Origin of the sequence: Mesotoga sp. (genome assembly GCF_035363035.1) — a bacterium.
Lineage (GTDB): Bacteria > Thermotogota > Thermotogae > Petrotogales > Kosmotogaceae > Mesotoga.
Genome location: NZ_DAOSEH010000017.1, coordinates 17,836 through 31,861, shown reverse-complemented (window position 1 = coordinate 31,861; position 14,026 = coordinate 17,836). Strand labels below are relative to the sequence as shown.

Sequence of the window (14,026 nt, the reverse complement as noted above, 5' to 3'; positions counted from 1 at the left end):
AGTTGAATATAGTCGCCTCGACTTCGGCCTTCATCATCTCTTTTCCGGCCTTCTTGGCCAGCGAGGGCTTCCAGACGATCTCCGAAGCCACTACAACCTCTACCTCGCCCGTGGCTTCGAGCGCTCTCACCAGCCGGTTCTGGAACTCTCTGTTCATGTCGATGAGATCTCTGTGCACGAAATCTCTACCGTCGGAAAACGTTATAACTCCTACTTTTCTCTTCTGCATGCTCCTCCTCCTTCTATGCCTTAAACAATGGCGATTGTCATAGCCGTTTTACTATTTTTGCCGTAGAGGCTACGGAATTTCTTTCCAGCAGCTCGGCCTTCAACACGATCCTGGTCTGTTCCCCACGGTCCCCGTCTATCCTCCCGAGAAGTAGTGTGGCGGCTATCTTTCCCATATCGACAACAGGTTGTCTGATCGTCGTCACCGGCGGATCTATGAGCTCGTTCAGCGATGAATCGTCAAAGCCCACCAGGGAAAGATCGGCCGGTATATCCAGGCCGAGTTCGCGGGCCGCCCTGACTACCGTCTCATTCAGGTACTGGTTGGTGGAGATCACCGCCGTCGGTCGATCGGAGGCCGTCAATACCGACCTCAGCTTATCTAGCGAGACGGAATAATCCGTCATATCCTCCAGAACCCACCTGTCGTCGGGATGTATTCCCAGAATCGCACAGGCCTTTTTGAATCCCGAGTATCTCTCTTCTATCGTATAGATCCCTCTTTTATGAAGACAGAGCGCAATTCTTTCGTGGCCACGCTCTCTCAGATAGAAAACACCGTTCATTATCGCCTGCTCGTTGTCAAGCGTCACGGAGTCTATGCCGCCAACCCCTTCGAGAAGCCTGTCGTAGAAGACCACGTGGATTCCCGACTTCATAGCCTTTTTGTAAAAGGCGCCGTTGTTACTTCCCTCCCTATCCTGGTAAGGGGAAGAGAGGATGCCTTCCACTCCGTGTTCCATGAGCCATCTTATGTATATCTCTTCTTTTTTCGAATCCTCACCCGTATTACACACTATGAATTTGAATTCCCGTGGAAAGAGAACCGCCTCCACTCCGCCCATGAACTCCAGGAAGAAGGGATTTCTTATATCGGAGACGATGAGGCCGATAGTCTTGGTTTTTCTTGTTCTCAGGGATTTTGCGGATGAATTGGGGATGTAATTCAGCTGTGAAGCAACTTTGCGGATCCTTTTACGGAGATCGCCGCCGACGCCCGGTCCGTTCGACAGAGCTCTCGACACGGTCGAAGGCGATATTCCGAGACTCTTCGCGATGTCTTTGATCGTAGTTTTTCCGGCCACAACAAACCTCCGCAAACGTTTGCGTACAATTGCATTATACAATCAACCTCTGAGAAAAGGTAGGACCCAAGGGTCCTACCCTTCGTGCTCGGATTGCCGTAAACTGTCAGGAAGATCGAATCGCCGAACCGCTTCAGTACTGAAGAACTCGAGGTAATTTCTTGGCCTGTTCCACCCATTTTATGATCTGCTTTTTAGCCGGGAGGCTTTCAACCAGTTTCTCCTTTTCGTTAACCTCGATCATCTTCAAATACAGGTTCTCGGGGTTTCGCTTCGACAGTTCCGGTACGGTATCGACTCCTACGGCTTCCAGGAGTTCGGAATACTTCCCGCCAACTCCGCGGATTCTGATCAAGTCTGCATGATTGGACCAGGTAAGAATCTTATCTTCCGGAATTCCGGTCTTCTTTGCGAGTTCCGTTCGGGCCTTTTTCGTTGCGCAAGCTTCCAGAAGAGATTCTACTGAAACTATGCCCAGCTCTTTCAACTTATTCTCGATCGCGGATTCGATTCCCTTAATTATAGCCAGTTTTGTCACAGACTCTCCTCCTCTCTTAAAATGTATTGAACAGACAGATCCAGATTTTATTAGTCGACCAGCCGTTAGCTATTTGTGCTTAAATTATTTCTTCTTGAATATCTTTCCGAACAGGTTTCCCACGTCGTCGATAATGTTTCCGTCTTTGTTGCTGTCAAGGAAGTTGGCCGCCATTCCCATCATTCCGCTATCTCCCTGGCTGGCAACGTTCGACAACAAACCGGCTATTCCAGAAGCGTCCAGGTTCTCTTTCTTCTTTTCCTGGCCGAGGAAACCCATCAGAAGCGGTGCCAGCTGCGACAGAAGGCCGGCAACCTGATTCGTTTTCAAGCCGGTCTCTTTTGCGAGACTTTTCTCAACCTGTTTTTCCTTGCCGGAAAATATGTGACTGAGCATTTTTACACCGTCATCTTTATTTACTCCGTTCAGAAAACTGGTAATGCTGCTGACATTGTCATTCTTGTGCTGATCCAAAGCCTTTGCCAGCGAAGCAGCCCCTTCAGGAGTGGAGGAGTTTTTTAGCAGCCCCTGAAGAAGTGTCGGTAATCCAATCTCTGTGAGTTTTTGTACCTTTTCCGGGCTTACACCAACAGACTCGCCTAACTTCGCTGCCGTGCTTTTTTCGCTGAGCTGCTTAGAAAGCGTATCGAAAAGACCCATTTTTTTCCTCCTTTTAAAAATAAGTAACATCAAACTTATTATACTTCTTTATTTATAATTGCCCTAGCTAATGAGAGAGACTCGAAAAAGCCGGGATCTGAAACCTTAAGGCGATCAGCGGTTGACACAGTATAAGCCCCGAGCGTGGGTTCCTGGTAAAACAGAGGCCATAGAGAGGGAGGGAGAGACTGAAGAGATGAGGTCCCGTATAGGTTTCCTGAATATGAACATTTCAGGGCAGGCTCATCAGGACAGGCTCCACGGAATGACGACGCGAAAAACCCTCGACGCTCTTTCTCGTGTTTTTACCCCCACCTCTCCACGCGCACCCAACAACCGTTCTAAGTGGTATAAGTCCGCAACTTACCAGTTGAAGTGTGTTGGGGTTAGCTGTCTAAACACCTCTTTGAAAGCTTAATTACAACTGAAGCATTGGTTAAAAAAAGAAGTATAGAATTCAGGTGGTATAGACATATAGATATCTATACGCGATTGCGAGGTGTCGGCATGATACCTATCTATCTGGAAATCAGAAGCTATATGATTAAACAGATCGAAAAAGGGAGACTCGTTCCCGGCGACAAAATCCCATCCGAACGAGAGCTTGTCGATCTGTTCAAGGTAAGCCGCATGACCGTGAGACACGCGATCGATCAGCTTGTCAACGATGGAATCCTTGTCAGAATGGTCGGCAAGGGTACTTATGTTAGCAGCGAGAGACTTTCCACAGCACTCAATGTTCTTAACAGCTTTTCAGAGGATATAATCGCTTCCGGCCACAGTCCCTCCGCAAAACTTATCAGCGTTGAAAAGACCCAGACCGGCAATACGATCTCTTCCCTTTTGAGAATCGATAAGAGCCGGGAAGTAATAAAAGTCGAGAGGCTAAGACTGGTGGACGGTCTGGAAATGGCCATAACCACATCCTTCTTCCCCGTTTCAAGAGCGCTACCCCTTGACGAACTGGATTTCACGGCAACTTCGATTTACAGGCAGATAGAGTCTCTGGGTCTGAGGATAGAAAAGGCCAGCGAAACCGTTACCGCCGAAGCGGCCGACAAGAGATCGGCCGGCTTTCTGAGGGTAAAGGAAAACTCCCCGCTGCTCAAAATCATAAGACTTACATTTATCTCAAACAACGTTCCTATCGAATACATGGAAGGATTGTTCAGACCGGATAGATATGTGATATCCCAGGAATTATACAGACAGGGAGTGAGATGATGAAAATGTTTGAAGAGATATTCGGAAAAAAGCTGCCGATAATCGGTGTCGTTCATCTGCAGCCACTGCCGGGAGCGCCAAGATACGAAGGTATGGCGATGAAGGAGATCTCCAGAATAGCCGTCGAAGAAGCTACCATCATGGTCGAAAACGGAATAGACGGCCTGATAGTCGAAAACTTCCGGGACATGATGTTCAAGAAGAGGGTGGGACCGGAAACCGTTGCGGCGATGACTTACATTGCCTTTGAAGTTGCGTCCAGACTTTCCGTGCCGATCGGGCTATGTGTCCTTCAATCTGACGCGATTTCCGCTCTCGCGATAGCAAAGGCCGTGGGTGGAAAATTCATCAGAGTCCCTTACTACACCGAGACTTATATTGTCGATGCCGGAACGATGGAGAGCGTGGCGGCAGATGCCCTCAGGTTCAGAAAGATGATCGAGGCCGGAGATGTGAAGATATTTGCCGACGTTCATATCAAACACGGCTATTCTCTGTCGCGAAGATCGATCGAGGAATCGGCCGAGGATGCTTACGAACGCGGACTCGCCGACGCGATTATCGTAACGGGAAAGAAGACGGGTGGAAAGACAAAGCCGGAAGATGTGGAGGCGGTCAGGAATTATCTTCCAGATGTCCCTCTCATTGTCGGGAGCGGCGTAACTCAAGAAAACCTCTCCGAGTACTTCCCGAAACTCTGCGATGCAGTAATTGTCGGAACCAGCCTTAAGAAAGACGGAAAAACCGAAGGTCCCATAGATCCAGAGAGAGTGAGGCAGTTCTCAAAAAGCATGGAAAAGTGCAGAAAGGAGCTCGACCGATGACAACTGTATCTGAATTCAACGAAATCTTCGCTACTTCAAAGCCGATAATTGGCATGATTCACCTCAAGCCGCTGCCGGGTTCGCCCGTTTACGACGGAAAGGGTCTGAAGAAAGTTATAGATCAGGCGCTCGAAGAGGCGGGGAAGCTCATAGACGGAGGAGTCGACGGCGTTCAGGTGGAGAACTACAACGATCCATCGTATTTTCCCGACGTCGCTCCGGCCGAAACCGTCTCCTCGCTTTCCATAGTCGCCCACGAGGTTCACAAAGCCTATCCGAATGTTCCGATGGGAATATGCCTTCTTGCAGATCCGATAGCGTCCATAGCGGTAGCTCACACCTCGGGTGCCAGATTCGTCAGAGCCACAGTTTTCACCGAAGCGGCGGTCGACGTATCCGGTCTGGCATTAAGGAGACCTCATGAGATCCTAAGATATCGCAAGTTCCTCGACCCATCCATCAAGATCTTCGCGGACGTCCATATAAAACACTCAGCGCCGCTTGCGATGAGACCGATAGAGGAATCGGCTTACGACGCGGCGTATTTCATGGCCGATGCCGTGATCATAAGCGGTAAACACACGGGGTTTGAAACACCTCTCGAAGATCTGAAGAAAGTGCGCGGGGTACTTCCCGACTATCCGATAATGGTGGGATCGGGTATGAACAAAGTCAACGCGCAAAAGATACTCGAAGTCGCCTCCGGCGCCTTTGTCGGCTCTACATTCAAGATCGACGGTAACTCCTACAAATCCGTGGATTGCGAAAGGGTGAAGGAGTTCATGAAAGTGATCGGGGAGATCAGGAGTAGATGAAGAAATCCGTTCTCGTGCTGGGCGACATAAATGTGGATATAATCGGGAGGTTCGACGGCTTCCCCGTGCCTGGAGGCTCTGTCTATAGTGAAAAACCGATCCTGAATCCCGGCGGCTCGGGGCTGAACACATTTGTGGGTCTGAAGAAGCTCGACGTTGACGCATCGTTCGAGACGATGATAGGAAACGATCTCTTCGGTGATTATATAAAGGTTTGCCTTTCGGAGCTGGGGATTGAGTTCACTCCGAAGGTTTCTAGCTCGTACCCGACCGGAGTGGTTTTTTCGCTTTCGGCCCAGAACGAGCGAACTTTCTTCTCGTTCAGAAAAAATGCCGCAGACATACATATGACTTGCGAGGACCTCTCGCAGGTTTACGAAAGCCCGGATTTGCTTTATCTCACCGGTGTATCGATAGTCGAAGGAGCCGAGACCTTTCATACGTTCCTGGAAGCGGTAAAGAAGGCAAAGCGTTCAGGAACGAAAATTTTCTTCGATCCAAACATGAGGAAGACCGACCCGGTTTCCATCGAGAGAATAGAGCAAGTGATTCCTTACGTAGATGTCTTCCTCCCGGCTCAGGATGAACTGACCGTTCTATTCTCGAAATCGAGGAAATTCGGATTTTGTCTCGACCTTCTCGATGCGGGGATTTCCGAGATATGGATCAAGAAAGGCGCCAAAGGCTGTTCTTTTATTTCCGGAGACTTCAGTATAGATTTTCCGGCTTCTAAGGTCAAGGTTCTCGACTGCACGGGCGCTGGCGATGCTTTCAACGCGGCCGTTGTCTGGGGACACGTCAATGAACTGGATGAGAAGGAGATAGGAACTTACGCAAATGTCTACGCGGGAATGAGCACCGAGAGGATCGGGGCGGCGACTTCTTATCCTGACAGGGAAAGCATGTTGAAAAGCGAGTACTACAAATCTATCAAGATGGGGGTGAAAGTCTTATGAAGCGTTTGATTCTAGTTCTTGCGTTACTGAGTTTTGTAGCGATGGGTTTGGGGGCCTTAAAGGTTGCCATCGTTGCCGGCGACGCCATTGGAGACCGCGGATTTACAGATATGGCGTACATCGGCATTCAGGAAGCCCAGAAACAGTTCGGAATCGAGTACAAGGTCTTCGAGTGCAATGTAGATCCTTCGAAGTATTTCGATTCGCTGAGGGCTGCCGCCATGAATTACGATCTGATCTTCGTGGACCCGGGTTATTTCTTCGATAAGGAACTCGCCGAAGTCAGCGCAATGTTCCCCTCCAAGACTTTTGTCTATATCGATGGCACATCCAGCCTTCCGAATGTTGTCTCCGTGCCATTCAAGCAGAACGAAGGCGCTTTCCTTGCCGGTTGCCTCGCGGCCTTGCTCACGAATAAAACCGAACTCTGCAAGATAAACGCGGAGAAGATCGTGGGATTCGTCGGTGGCTTCGATATGCCGGTAATAAGGGATTATCAGGCCGGTTTCGAGCATGGAGTGAAGTATGTAGATCCAAGTGTCAAGGTTATAGCCAGATACGCCGGTGACCACTACGACCCGGCACTCGGAAAGGAAACGGCCTACTCTGTCTTCAAAGAGGGAGCCGACGTGATATTCCAGGCTGCGGGACCGACGGGACTGGGAATACTCGAAGCGGCCAGAGATTACGGCTTCTACGCGATAGGCGTCGATACCGATCAGGGCTATCTCCAGCCTGGCTTCATAGTCTCCAGTATGATGAAGAAAGTGGATGTCGCAGTTCTTGACATCGTAAGAATGCAGATCGAAAACAGCCTCGAGAAGGGTTCCGTTCATGTATACGGCATCGCAAACGGCGGCGTCGGACTCGCATACAACCAATTCATGATGGACACTGTGCCGGCATCCGTCTATATAGAAATCAGCGAGATACAGGAGAAGATCTCGAACGGAGAGATAGTTGTAGATTCATATCTCGATTAAAGATTCCTTCCGGAGCCCCTATAGGGGCTCCGGGTTTCATATCGGGGGGTGTTCCAAATTCTAGTCTGCAAAAGAGTGTCGAAAACATACCCGAACGGTCTGGAAGCTCTCAGGGAAGTGAGTTTCGAGGTTAGAAAAGGCGAAATACACGCGATAGTCGGCGAAAACGGCGCGGGAAAATCCACTTTGATGAACATTCTATTCGGTCTGATTAAGCCGACTTCGGGAGAGATCCTATTCAACAACAATCATTTTTCGCCAAAACACCCTTCCGAGGCGATAGATCTGGGAATAGGAATGGTTCACCAGCACTTCAAGCTTGTACAGAGTATCACCGTGGCCGAAAACATTGTACTTGGAATGGAGAACCGTTTCCAGAGCAAGTTGCGCAGAGTCGACAGAGAGGCGATGAACGAGTCGGTCGCCTCGCTCATCGACAGGCTCAGAATGTCCATCTCGCCCGATGATAGAATCGACTCTCTTCCTATCAGTAAAAGACAGCAGGTTGAGATCCTCAAGGTTCTGTACAGAGAAGCTGATTTCGTAATACTCGACGAACCGACGGCCGTTCTTGCGCCCAACGAGGTGGAAGATTTCCTTGAGTTTGTGAGGGGAATACGCGAAATGGGAAAGACTGTTATCTTCATTTCCCATAGATTGGGAGAGGTCTTCTCCCTTGCCGACAGAATAACGATTCTGAGAAGGGGAAATGTTATTGGAACCTTTGACAAAAGGGATGTTGACAGAGAGAGCGTGGCAAACATGATGATCGGGACCGCCACGGATCTCTCCGAGGATCCGCCGGACTGCCTCGGAAACGAGAGCGTTCTTTCGGTCGAGGGAATTTCCGATGTATCCGGTACTATAAGGGATTTGAGCTTCCAGTTGCGGGAGGGAGAGATTCTCGGCTTTGCGGGAGTTGGGGGAAATGGTCAGGAAGAACTCTTCGAAGCTCTTGCGGGGAGTCTGAGATTGGCCTCGGGGGATATAAGGCTCGTAGGTTCATCTATATCTTCTCTCGACACGCTCGAAAGAAGACGAGCCGGTCTCGCCTTAATCACCGACGACCGGATGGGAAAGGGGCTGGCTCCCGATAGAAGCATAGTGGAGAACTGCATGGCCGGCCACCATAAATTCGGAAAATTCGGGAAATGGTTGATAAAGGACACCGATGCAAGGTCTTTCACAGAATCGATCGTTGCCGACTACGACGTGCGCTGCGGCAAGAATATCAAAACGGCCGTCAGGGCTCTCTCGGGCGGAAACATGCAGAAACTGCTAGTCGGTCGGGAGATCGCTTACGAACCGGTGGTTCTCGTCGCGGCTCAACCCACGGCAGGGGTCGACGTTGCCGCAAGAAAGCTCATTCATGATTCATTCAGGAGGCTGGTCAAGACAGGCTCGGGAGTAATCCTCATAAGCGGCGATCTAGAGGAGATAATGGGTCTTGCGAACAGAATTATCGTGCTCTATCGAGGGAGAGCCGTCACCGAGATGACGCACCCCCATTATGATCCGACGGAGATAAGTTACTATATGACGGGGATAAGGGGGGCGCAGGATGATCGGTACTCGCACTCTTAGTTTCAGGAAGTTGCTTCTCTCGCTTCTGCTGGTGTTGTGCATATTATCCGTCTGGGCATTGATAATCTGGTTCGGCGGCGAATCGCCTTTCAAGGGATTCCGCTACATCATCGAAGGCTCTCTGGGCAATCATTACCAGTTTCTCTCCACACTCAACAAGATGGTGCCGTTGATTCTTGCCGCGGCCGCCGTTGCAGTCCCCGCCTGGACGGGTATGTGGAACATCGGCGGGGAGGGCCAGTTGCTTCTGGGAGCTTTCGGAGCGGCGCTTGTCGGTTTTTCGATCGATTTTGGGGTCGGTCTAGTGAACATCGTCGTCGCTTTGATTGTCTCTGCCGCATTTGGAATGGCGTGGGCCGCGTGGCCGGCCTTCTTCAAAATAAAGCTCCGGATGGACGAGGTCGTCACCACGCTTATGGGTAATTATATCGCGGCGCAGTTGATAGCATACCTGATCAACAACCCTTTCAGAGATCCGCGCTCGCCTCTGGCACAGACTCCATATATCAAGTCGAGTTTTGTGATTCCATACCTGTTCGAAGGCTCTCAATTCTCCGCGACTTTCTTCGTGGCCATCGGTATGGTTCTGGTTCTCTTCATATTCCGAAAGAGGTTCATTACGGGCTACGAGTTCGATATCACCGGCAGTAACCCGGTTTTTGCCGGGCTGAGTGGAATAAGGGTAAAGAAAACGAAGTTATTGTCGATGCTTATCGGAGGGGCTCTCGCGGGTCTTGCCGGTGGCCTCCTCGTCCTTGGAATGACTCAAAGAGTGATGCAGAGCTTTTCGCCCGGATACGGTTTCACCGGTCTGCTCATCTGTCTTCTTGCCTTTAACGACCCCCTGCTCATTGTGGGGATCGCCTTTCTTTTCTCGGCTCTTCAAACGGGTAGCGTCAATCTCCAGTTGTTCACGTCCGTTCCGGCCGAGATAAGCGGTGTCCTTCAAGCTGTTATGGTGCTTTTTGTGGCGGCGTTCAAGACGTTCATTGTCGGGCGAAGGGAAGGTTGAAAATGGATATAGAGCTGATTACCACACTATTCAGAACATCTATCAGGATGGCAACCCCCATACTTCTCGCCTCGCTTGGGGGAGCGCTCACTTATCACGCGGGGATAATAAACGTGGCTATGGAAGGTCTCATGCTCATAAGCGCGTTCTTCTCGGTGGTGTTCTCATACCTAACCGGCAGCGCCTTTTACGGTATCATTGCCGGGGTGGTCGCTTCGATGCTAATATCGCTTCTGTATTCGGTATTCGTAAGCTTCCTTAAGGCAAACAACTTCGCCATAGGCTTCGCGATAAACATACTTATAAGTTCGCTAACCCTCTTTCTAATGAGAGTGATGTTCCAGGGAAAGAACGCCTTCAACTCCCCCGACATCGCCTCTATAATGGAGCTCAAGGTAAAGACGGGAAACTACTTCCTTGACAACTACCTGCTTAACTTCAGCATTCTCACCTATCTCTCTATCGCAATCGCCTTCCTGCTGGCATACATTATCTACAAGACCTCTTTCGGACTGAGGCTCAGAGTCTGCGGCGAGATGCCCCAGGCCCTCACCGCTGCCGGTATAAAAGTCGGTGTTATTCAGCTCTGGGCAAGCATCCTGTGCGGCGGTCTCTGTGGACTTGCCGGCGCTCAGCTCTCGCTCTACAACGTGAGGATGTTCTCGCGCGACATGACGGGCGGCAGGGGCTTCGTTGCGCTGGCCGCGATACTCATCTCGGGAGGAAAACCGAAGAGGGTCCTCTTCATCTCTCTTCTCTTCGGCCTCTTTGACGCCTTATCCGTCAAGCTGCAGAACGAGAAGATCGCGCCCCAGTTCGCCCTGATGCTCCCGTACATAATGAGCGTCGTGGTTCTGCTGCTGTTCCATCTCAAGACGAGAAAGCAATACGGGAAGGCCTGAGCGATAGATAAATCCTGCCCGGGGCACTTTTTCTATCACAGAGACACAACTCCCTTTCTGTTGTCGCATACCTGTGTGATATATTGAATTAATGCCTTGAAAGAGGTTTTAGCAGGGAGGAGATAAAGTGAAGCGAAATTCGGTCAGGATATTCTTTCTTCTGTTGGTAGTGTTTCTCCCACTCTCAGTGGCGATGGCGCGGGGAGTGACCTTTCTCGTGAATCCGTCCTACAGCCCCTTCAGCTACGAGGAAAATGGCGAGCTCAAGGGTCTGGCGGTAGAACTTGTAAAATTGCTCTCGTCTGAATTCGGTCTCGAAGCAGAGATGACCGCTATGCCCTTCGAAGAGGCTTACGCGAAGCTGCAGGACGGCGGTGAGTACGCTCTGCCCACGCTCGTATTCACCCCGCAGCGGAAATCCCAGTTCAACTGGGTGGGCCCTATCGCGATAACGCCCACGTATCTTTACGCCCGCGATACCTCTCCCGACATTCGCTCGATAGACGATGCAAAGAAAGCCGGGAAGGTCGGCGCCGTGCGCGGGTATTATTCCCAGCAACTCCTGGCCGAGCAGGGTCTGGATACGGTGATCTTCGACGACGAGGCGGCTTTGTTGAAGAGCCTTCTGGAGGGTGACATCGATCTGGCCCCTTTCAACTTCGATGTCTATACGCGTCTGACGGAGAAAATACCTGAATCTTCAAAGTTGCGTGCCACGATCGTTCTCGACCTCGATATGACATATATAGGTTTCTCGAAAGACGTACCGACCGACACCCTTCGAAGGTGGCAGGAGGGGCTGGACAGTCTGAAAAGCTCCGGCGACTTTGCCGGGCTTTACGAAAAATGGCTGCCGGGCCGTCCGGTCCCCGGCGTCTATACCCTGCTCACCGAGGAGTACCCGCCCGTTACATACATGGGCGATGGAGGACCTGCGGGCTTTGTTACCGAGATAGTGAGAGAGCTCATGGAACGAAACGGTATGAAAGAAGAGATCTTCCTCGTTCCGTGGGCGATCGGCTATGAACTGGCTTCGAACCTGCCCAACGTTCTTCTCTTCAGTATGGATCAGACGGAGTTTCGAAAGCCACTCTTCGAGTGGATCGGACCGGTTGGCAGGAACACGGCTTACCTTTACGGGCGGGCCGGTTCGTCAGTAGCTCCCGCCGATCTCGAAGAAGCCAGGAAGGTCGGAACGATCGCCACTACAAAGGACTGGTGGACCGAACAGCTCCTTATAGATCTGGGCTTCACGAATCTGAAGAGTTTTCTGGATCCTCTGGACACCGTGCGGCAGCTGATGAGCGGCGAAGCCGATCTCGCGATATTCACCGATCTCACCGTCAGCGAACTGGTGCAGAACGCCGGTTACCAGATGGAGAATCTAGACCGTCTGCTCGAAATCCAGACGAACTATTTCTACATCGCGGCCTCCAGAGGCACCGACCCGGAGACGGTTTTGAGTCTGCAAAAGACGCTTGACAGCATGAAACGCGACGGCAGTTTCGAAGAAATTCTTCGTAAATATGTTCCCAATGTGCTGATCACGCCGTTGCTATTTCAGTCTTCGACACCCTCTACCGTCATGCTGCAGTCGGTAGTCAACTCGCTGAAAATCGGGGAGCTGGCAAGCTTGACACTCGAAGAAAATGGGAGCACCGGTTACGTTTGGGATGTGGGGATTTCCAACCCGAATGTGCTTTCACTGGCTTTTGTAAAACATGGTGTCGTAGATACTGGAAAGGAAAGTCTCACGGGGGCTCCCTATGAAGTGGAATGGACCTTCCGGGCCGAACGTCCGGGAGAGTGCGTGATCGTCTTTTCGCTGCGGAGACCCTGGGAGAGCGTACACCCGATAAAGACCTTCGCGATAAACGTCAAAGTGGAATAGTAGAAGTGGACAAAAAACGGCCGGGTTTCTTCCCGGCCGTTTCATTTTAGAGAGTCTATGACGGTATCGCTTCGAATCCTTCACAAAGAGATCGGGCAGTGCGTCTTCCATCACCGTTGATTCTTGAGAACTCGAGCTCCCACCATGAAAAGGGTCAGAGAGTATCTGCGAACCAGTCAACAGTCGCGGCGATGAGTTTGTTGAAAGCCGTCATGTCGCCGGTGAAGATGTTGAACGTATGGTCCGCGCCTTCTATCAGGAGTACTCTGGAGTTTTTGTTACTGGACGCATCGACTATGCGCTGTGCGTTGACTGGATCGACCACGGTGTCCATTGCGCCGTTGATAGCCAGCACGGGGGCGGAGGAATTAGAGAAGACCTGCAAAACATCAGTGTTATACACTTCTTCGAACCACTGAAGACCGAGCTTCAACGACGGGCGCCAGTCGAAGGTGAGTTCGTAATAGCCGTTGGCTTTGGCGATTTCATAGTTCTCGGCCGTTCCTATCAACTTGAGATCGGGGGCGCCTGCCCAGCAGACTACCGACCGGAAGGAGCGGTTATGGCCGGCGGCCAGCATGGCAATCGTGCCGCCCTGGCTCCAGCCCATAACACCGATGCGGTTGGGGTCGATACTTTTCAGTCCGGCCATATAATCGAATGCCGCGTTGGTGTCGGATACGGCCGACGTGAAGTTGTAGTTTATGTAGTCGGCCTTGCTGTCACCGTTGCCGATGAAATCGAAACGAATGCTGGCGATCCCCGCTTTTGCAAGGGCCGGCGCCGTCAAAAGATAGCCCCCACCCGCTTCGTCTTTGTTCGAACCCGTGCCGTGAAGCATCACGACTGCCGGGAAGGGACCGTCACCGTCGGGCATGCACACAACCGCCGGGATTTCGTGGTCGCCGTTGGCGATCAGAACGGTCTGTTCCGTAAAGCTATGGGGAATCGCTAGAACCGTACCCACCTTCAGAGAGTACTCGTTCTCGATACCGTTGAAGGATGCGATTTCCGTCCAGTCGATGCCGTAACTCCGGGCGATGCTCCACAGGGTGTCGCCCTTAACGACGGTGTACTGTGTTGCTGCAAAAGTGCTGGTGACAAACAACGCGATCATTGCCAGAAGCAATGGCAGGAACTTAATTCTTGCTTTCATCTTTTCACCTTCCTTCTTTGTGATCTGCAATCATAACAAGTATAAACTTCGGAGCGGCTATCGGTGGTAACGACTTCCGCCTAATACCACGCACCGTCTATGGAGCTCATTATTACGTTCTGTTCTCATATTGTGTATATACTTCTAGCAAACGTTTGTCATAAAAGA

At 51.1% G+C, this 14,026-nt stretch carries 13 protein-coding genes and 1 pseudogene; 9 read left to right on the top strand and 5 right to left on the bottom strand.

Going from position 1 to position 14,026, the window contains the following annotated elements; genetic code table 11:
* The 4 genes and pseudogenes from PKX57_RS04620 to PKX57_RS04605 form a co-directional block, all read right to left on the bottom strand.
* Positions 1-229 (bottom strand): annotated as a pseudogene (locus PKX57_RS04620) (L-fucose/L-arabinose isomerase family protein); the annotation flags it as partial.
* Positions 230-266: 37 nt separating this feature from the next.
* A complete protein-coding gene (locus tag PKX57_RS04615; RefSeq protein WP_472416210.1) occupies positions 267-1,313 on the bottom strand; it encodes a LacI family DNA-binding transcriptional regulator in 1,047 nt (348 codons plus the stop codon).
* A 133-nt stretch (positions 1,314-1,446) separates the two neighbouring features.
* Positions 1,447-1,851: a DUF4332 domain-containing protein gene (locus tag PKX57_RS04610; protein WP_213922928.1), complete on the bottom strand. Its 405-nt coding sequence runs from the start codon at positions 1,849-1,851 to the stop codon at positions 1,447-1,449.
* An 84-nt stretch (positions 1,852-1,935) separates the two neighbouring features.
* The gene (locus tag PKX57_RS04605) at positions 1,936-2,511 is read right to left on the bottom strand and encodes a DUF937 domain-containing protein (protein WP_213922929.1); all 576 of its coding nucleotides are present in this window, start codon (positions 2,509-2,511) and stop codon (positions 1,936-1,938) included.
* Positions 2,512-3,018: 507 nt separating this feature from the next.
* Between PKX57_RS04605 and PKX57_RS04600 the strand changes: the two genes are divergently transcribed.
* The 9 genes from PKX57_RS04600 (at position 3,019) to PKX57_RS04560 (ending at position 12,702) form a co-directional block, all read left to right on the top strand.
* Complete coding sequence (locus PKX57_RS04600; protein ID WP_213922930.1) at positions 3,019-3,735, top strand: UTRA domain-containing protein; 717 nt, start codon at positions 3,019-3,021, stop codon at positions 3,733-3,735.
* Positions 3,735-4,559 carry a BtpA/SgcQ family protein gene (locus tag PKX57_RS04595; RefSeq protein ID WP_472416208.1) on the top strand — a complete coding sequence of 275 codons (825 nt, stop codon included), beginning with the start codon at positions 3,735-3,737 and terminating at the stop codon, positions 4,557-4,559. The genes PKX57_RS04600 and PKX57_RS04595 overlap by 1 nt, the downstream gene beginning before the upstream one ends.
* Entirely contained in the window at positions 4,556-5,374 is an 819-nt protein-coding gene (locus PKX57_RS04590; protein WP_213922932.1) for a BtpA/SgcQ family protein, read from the top strand. Before PKX57_RS04595 ends, PKX57_RS04590 begins: the two co-directional genes overlap by 4 nt.
* The gene (locus PKX57_RS04585) at positions 5,371-6,330 is read left to right on the top strand and encodes a PfkB family carbohydrate kinase (RefSeq protein WP_213922933.1); all 960 of its coding nucleotides are present in this window, start codon (positions 5,371-5,373) and stop codon (positions 6,328-6,330) included. The genes PKX57_RS04590 and PKX57_RS04585 overlap by 4 nt, the downstream gene beginning before the upstream one ends.
* Positions 6,327-7,313, top strand: a complete 987-nt coding sequence (locus PKX57_RS04580) for a BMP family ABC transporter substrate-binding protein (protein ID WP_213922934.1) — start codon at positions 6,327-6,329, stop codon at positions 7,311-7,313. Before PKX57_RS04585 ends, PKX57_RS04580 begins: the two co-directional genes overlap by 4 nt.
* Before the next feature lie 75 nt (positions 7,314-7,388).
* The gene (locus PKX57_RS04575) at positions 7,389-8,897 is read left to right on the top strand and encodes an ATP-binding cassette domain-containing protein (protein WP_213922935.1); all 1,509 of its coding nucleotides are present in this window, start codon (positions 7,389-7,391) and stop codon (positions 8,895-8,897) included.
* Positions 8,875-9,909, top strand: coding sequence for an ABC transporter permease subunit (locus PKX57_RS04570; protein ID WP_213922936.1), 1,035 nt, complete (start codon positions 8,875-8,877; stop codon positions 9,907-9,909). Before PKX57_RS04575 ends, PKX57_RS04570 begins: the two co-directional genes overlap by 23 nt.
* Before the next feature lie 2 nt (positions 9,910-9,911).
* Entirely contained in the window at positions 9,912-10,811 is a 900-nt protein-coding gene (locus PKX57_RS04565) for an ABC transporter permease subunit (RefSeq protein ID WP_213922937.1), read from the top strand.
* Between the two features lie 127 nt (positions 10,812-10,938).
* Positions 10,939-12,702, top strand: a complete 1,764-nt coding sequence (locus tag PKX57_RS04560; RefSeq protein ID WP_472416206.1) for a transporter substrate-binding domain-containing protein — start codon at positions 10,939-10,941, stop codon at positions 12,700-12,702.
* 154 nt (positions 12,703-12,856) lie between these two features.
* Here the strand turns inward: PKX57_RS04560 and PKX57_RS04555 are convergent, their stop codons facing one another.
* Positions 12,857-13,858, bottom strand: coding sequence for an alpha/beta fold hydrolase (locus tag PKX57_RS04555; protein ID WP_472416204.1), 1,002 nt, complete (start codon positions 13,856-13,858; stop codon positions 12,857-12,859).
* Between the last annotated feature and the right edge of the window lie 168 nt (positions 13,859-14,026).

Excerpts from the sequence above, each read along its gene's own strand:
- PKX57_RS04605 (WP_213922929.1), bottom strand. The coding sequence starts at position 2,511 with ATGGGTCTTTTCGATACGCTTTCTAAGCAGCTCAGCGAAAAAAGCACG.
- PKX57_RS04600 (WP_213922930.1), top strand. The coding sequence starts at position 3,019 with ATGATACCTATCTATCTGGAAATCAGAAGCTATATGATTAAACAGATC.
- PKX57_RS04595 (WP_472416208.1), top strand. The coding sequence starts at position 3,735 with ATGAAAATGTTTGAAGAGATATTCGGAAAAAAGCTGCCGATAATCGGT.
- PKX57_RS04590 (WP_213922932.1), top strand. The coding sequence starts at position 4,556 with ATGACAACTGTATCTGAATTCAACGAAATCTTCGCTACTTCAAAGCCG.
- PKX57_RS04585 (WP_213922933.1), top strand. The coding sequence starts at position 5,371 with ATGAAGAAATCCGTTCTCGTGCTGGGCGACATAAATGTGGATATAATC.
- PKX57_RS04580 (WP_213922934.1), top strand. The coding sequence starts at position 6,327 with ATGAAGCGTTTGATTCTAGTTCTTGCGTTACTGAGTTTTGTAGCGATG.
- PKX57_RS04570 (WP_213922936.1), top strand. The coding sequence starts at position 8,875 with ATGATCGGTACTCGCACTCTTAGTTTCAGGAAGTTGCTTCTCTCGCTT.
- PKX57_RS04565 (WP_213922937.1), top strand. The coding sequence starts at position 9,912 with ATGGATATAGAGCTGATTACCACACTATTCAGAACATCTATCAGGATG.
- PKX57_RS04555 (WP_472416204.1), bottom strand. The coding sequence starts at position 13,858 with ATGAAAGCAAGAATTAAGTTCCTGCCATTGCTTCTGGCAATGATCGCG.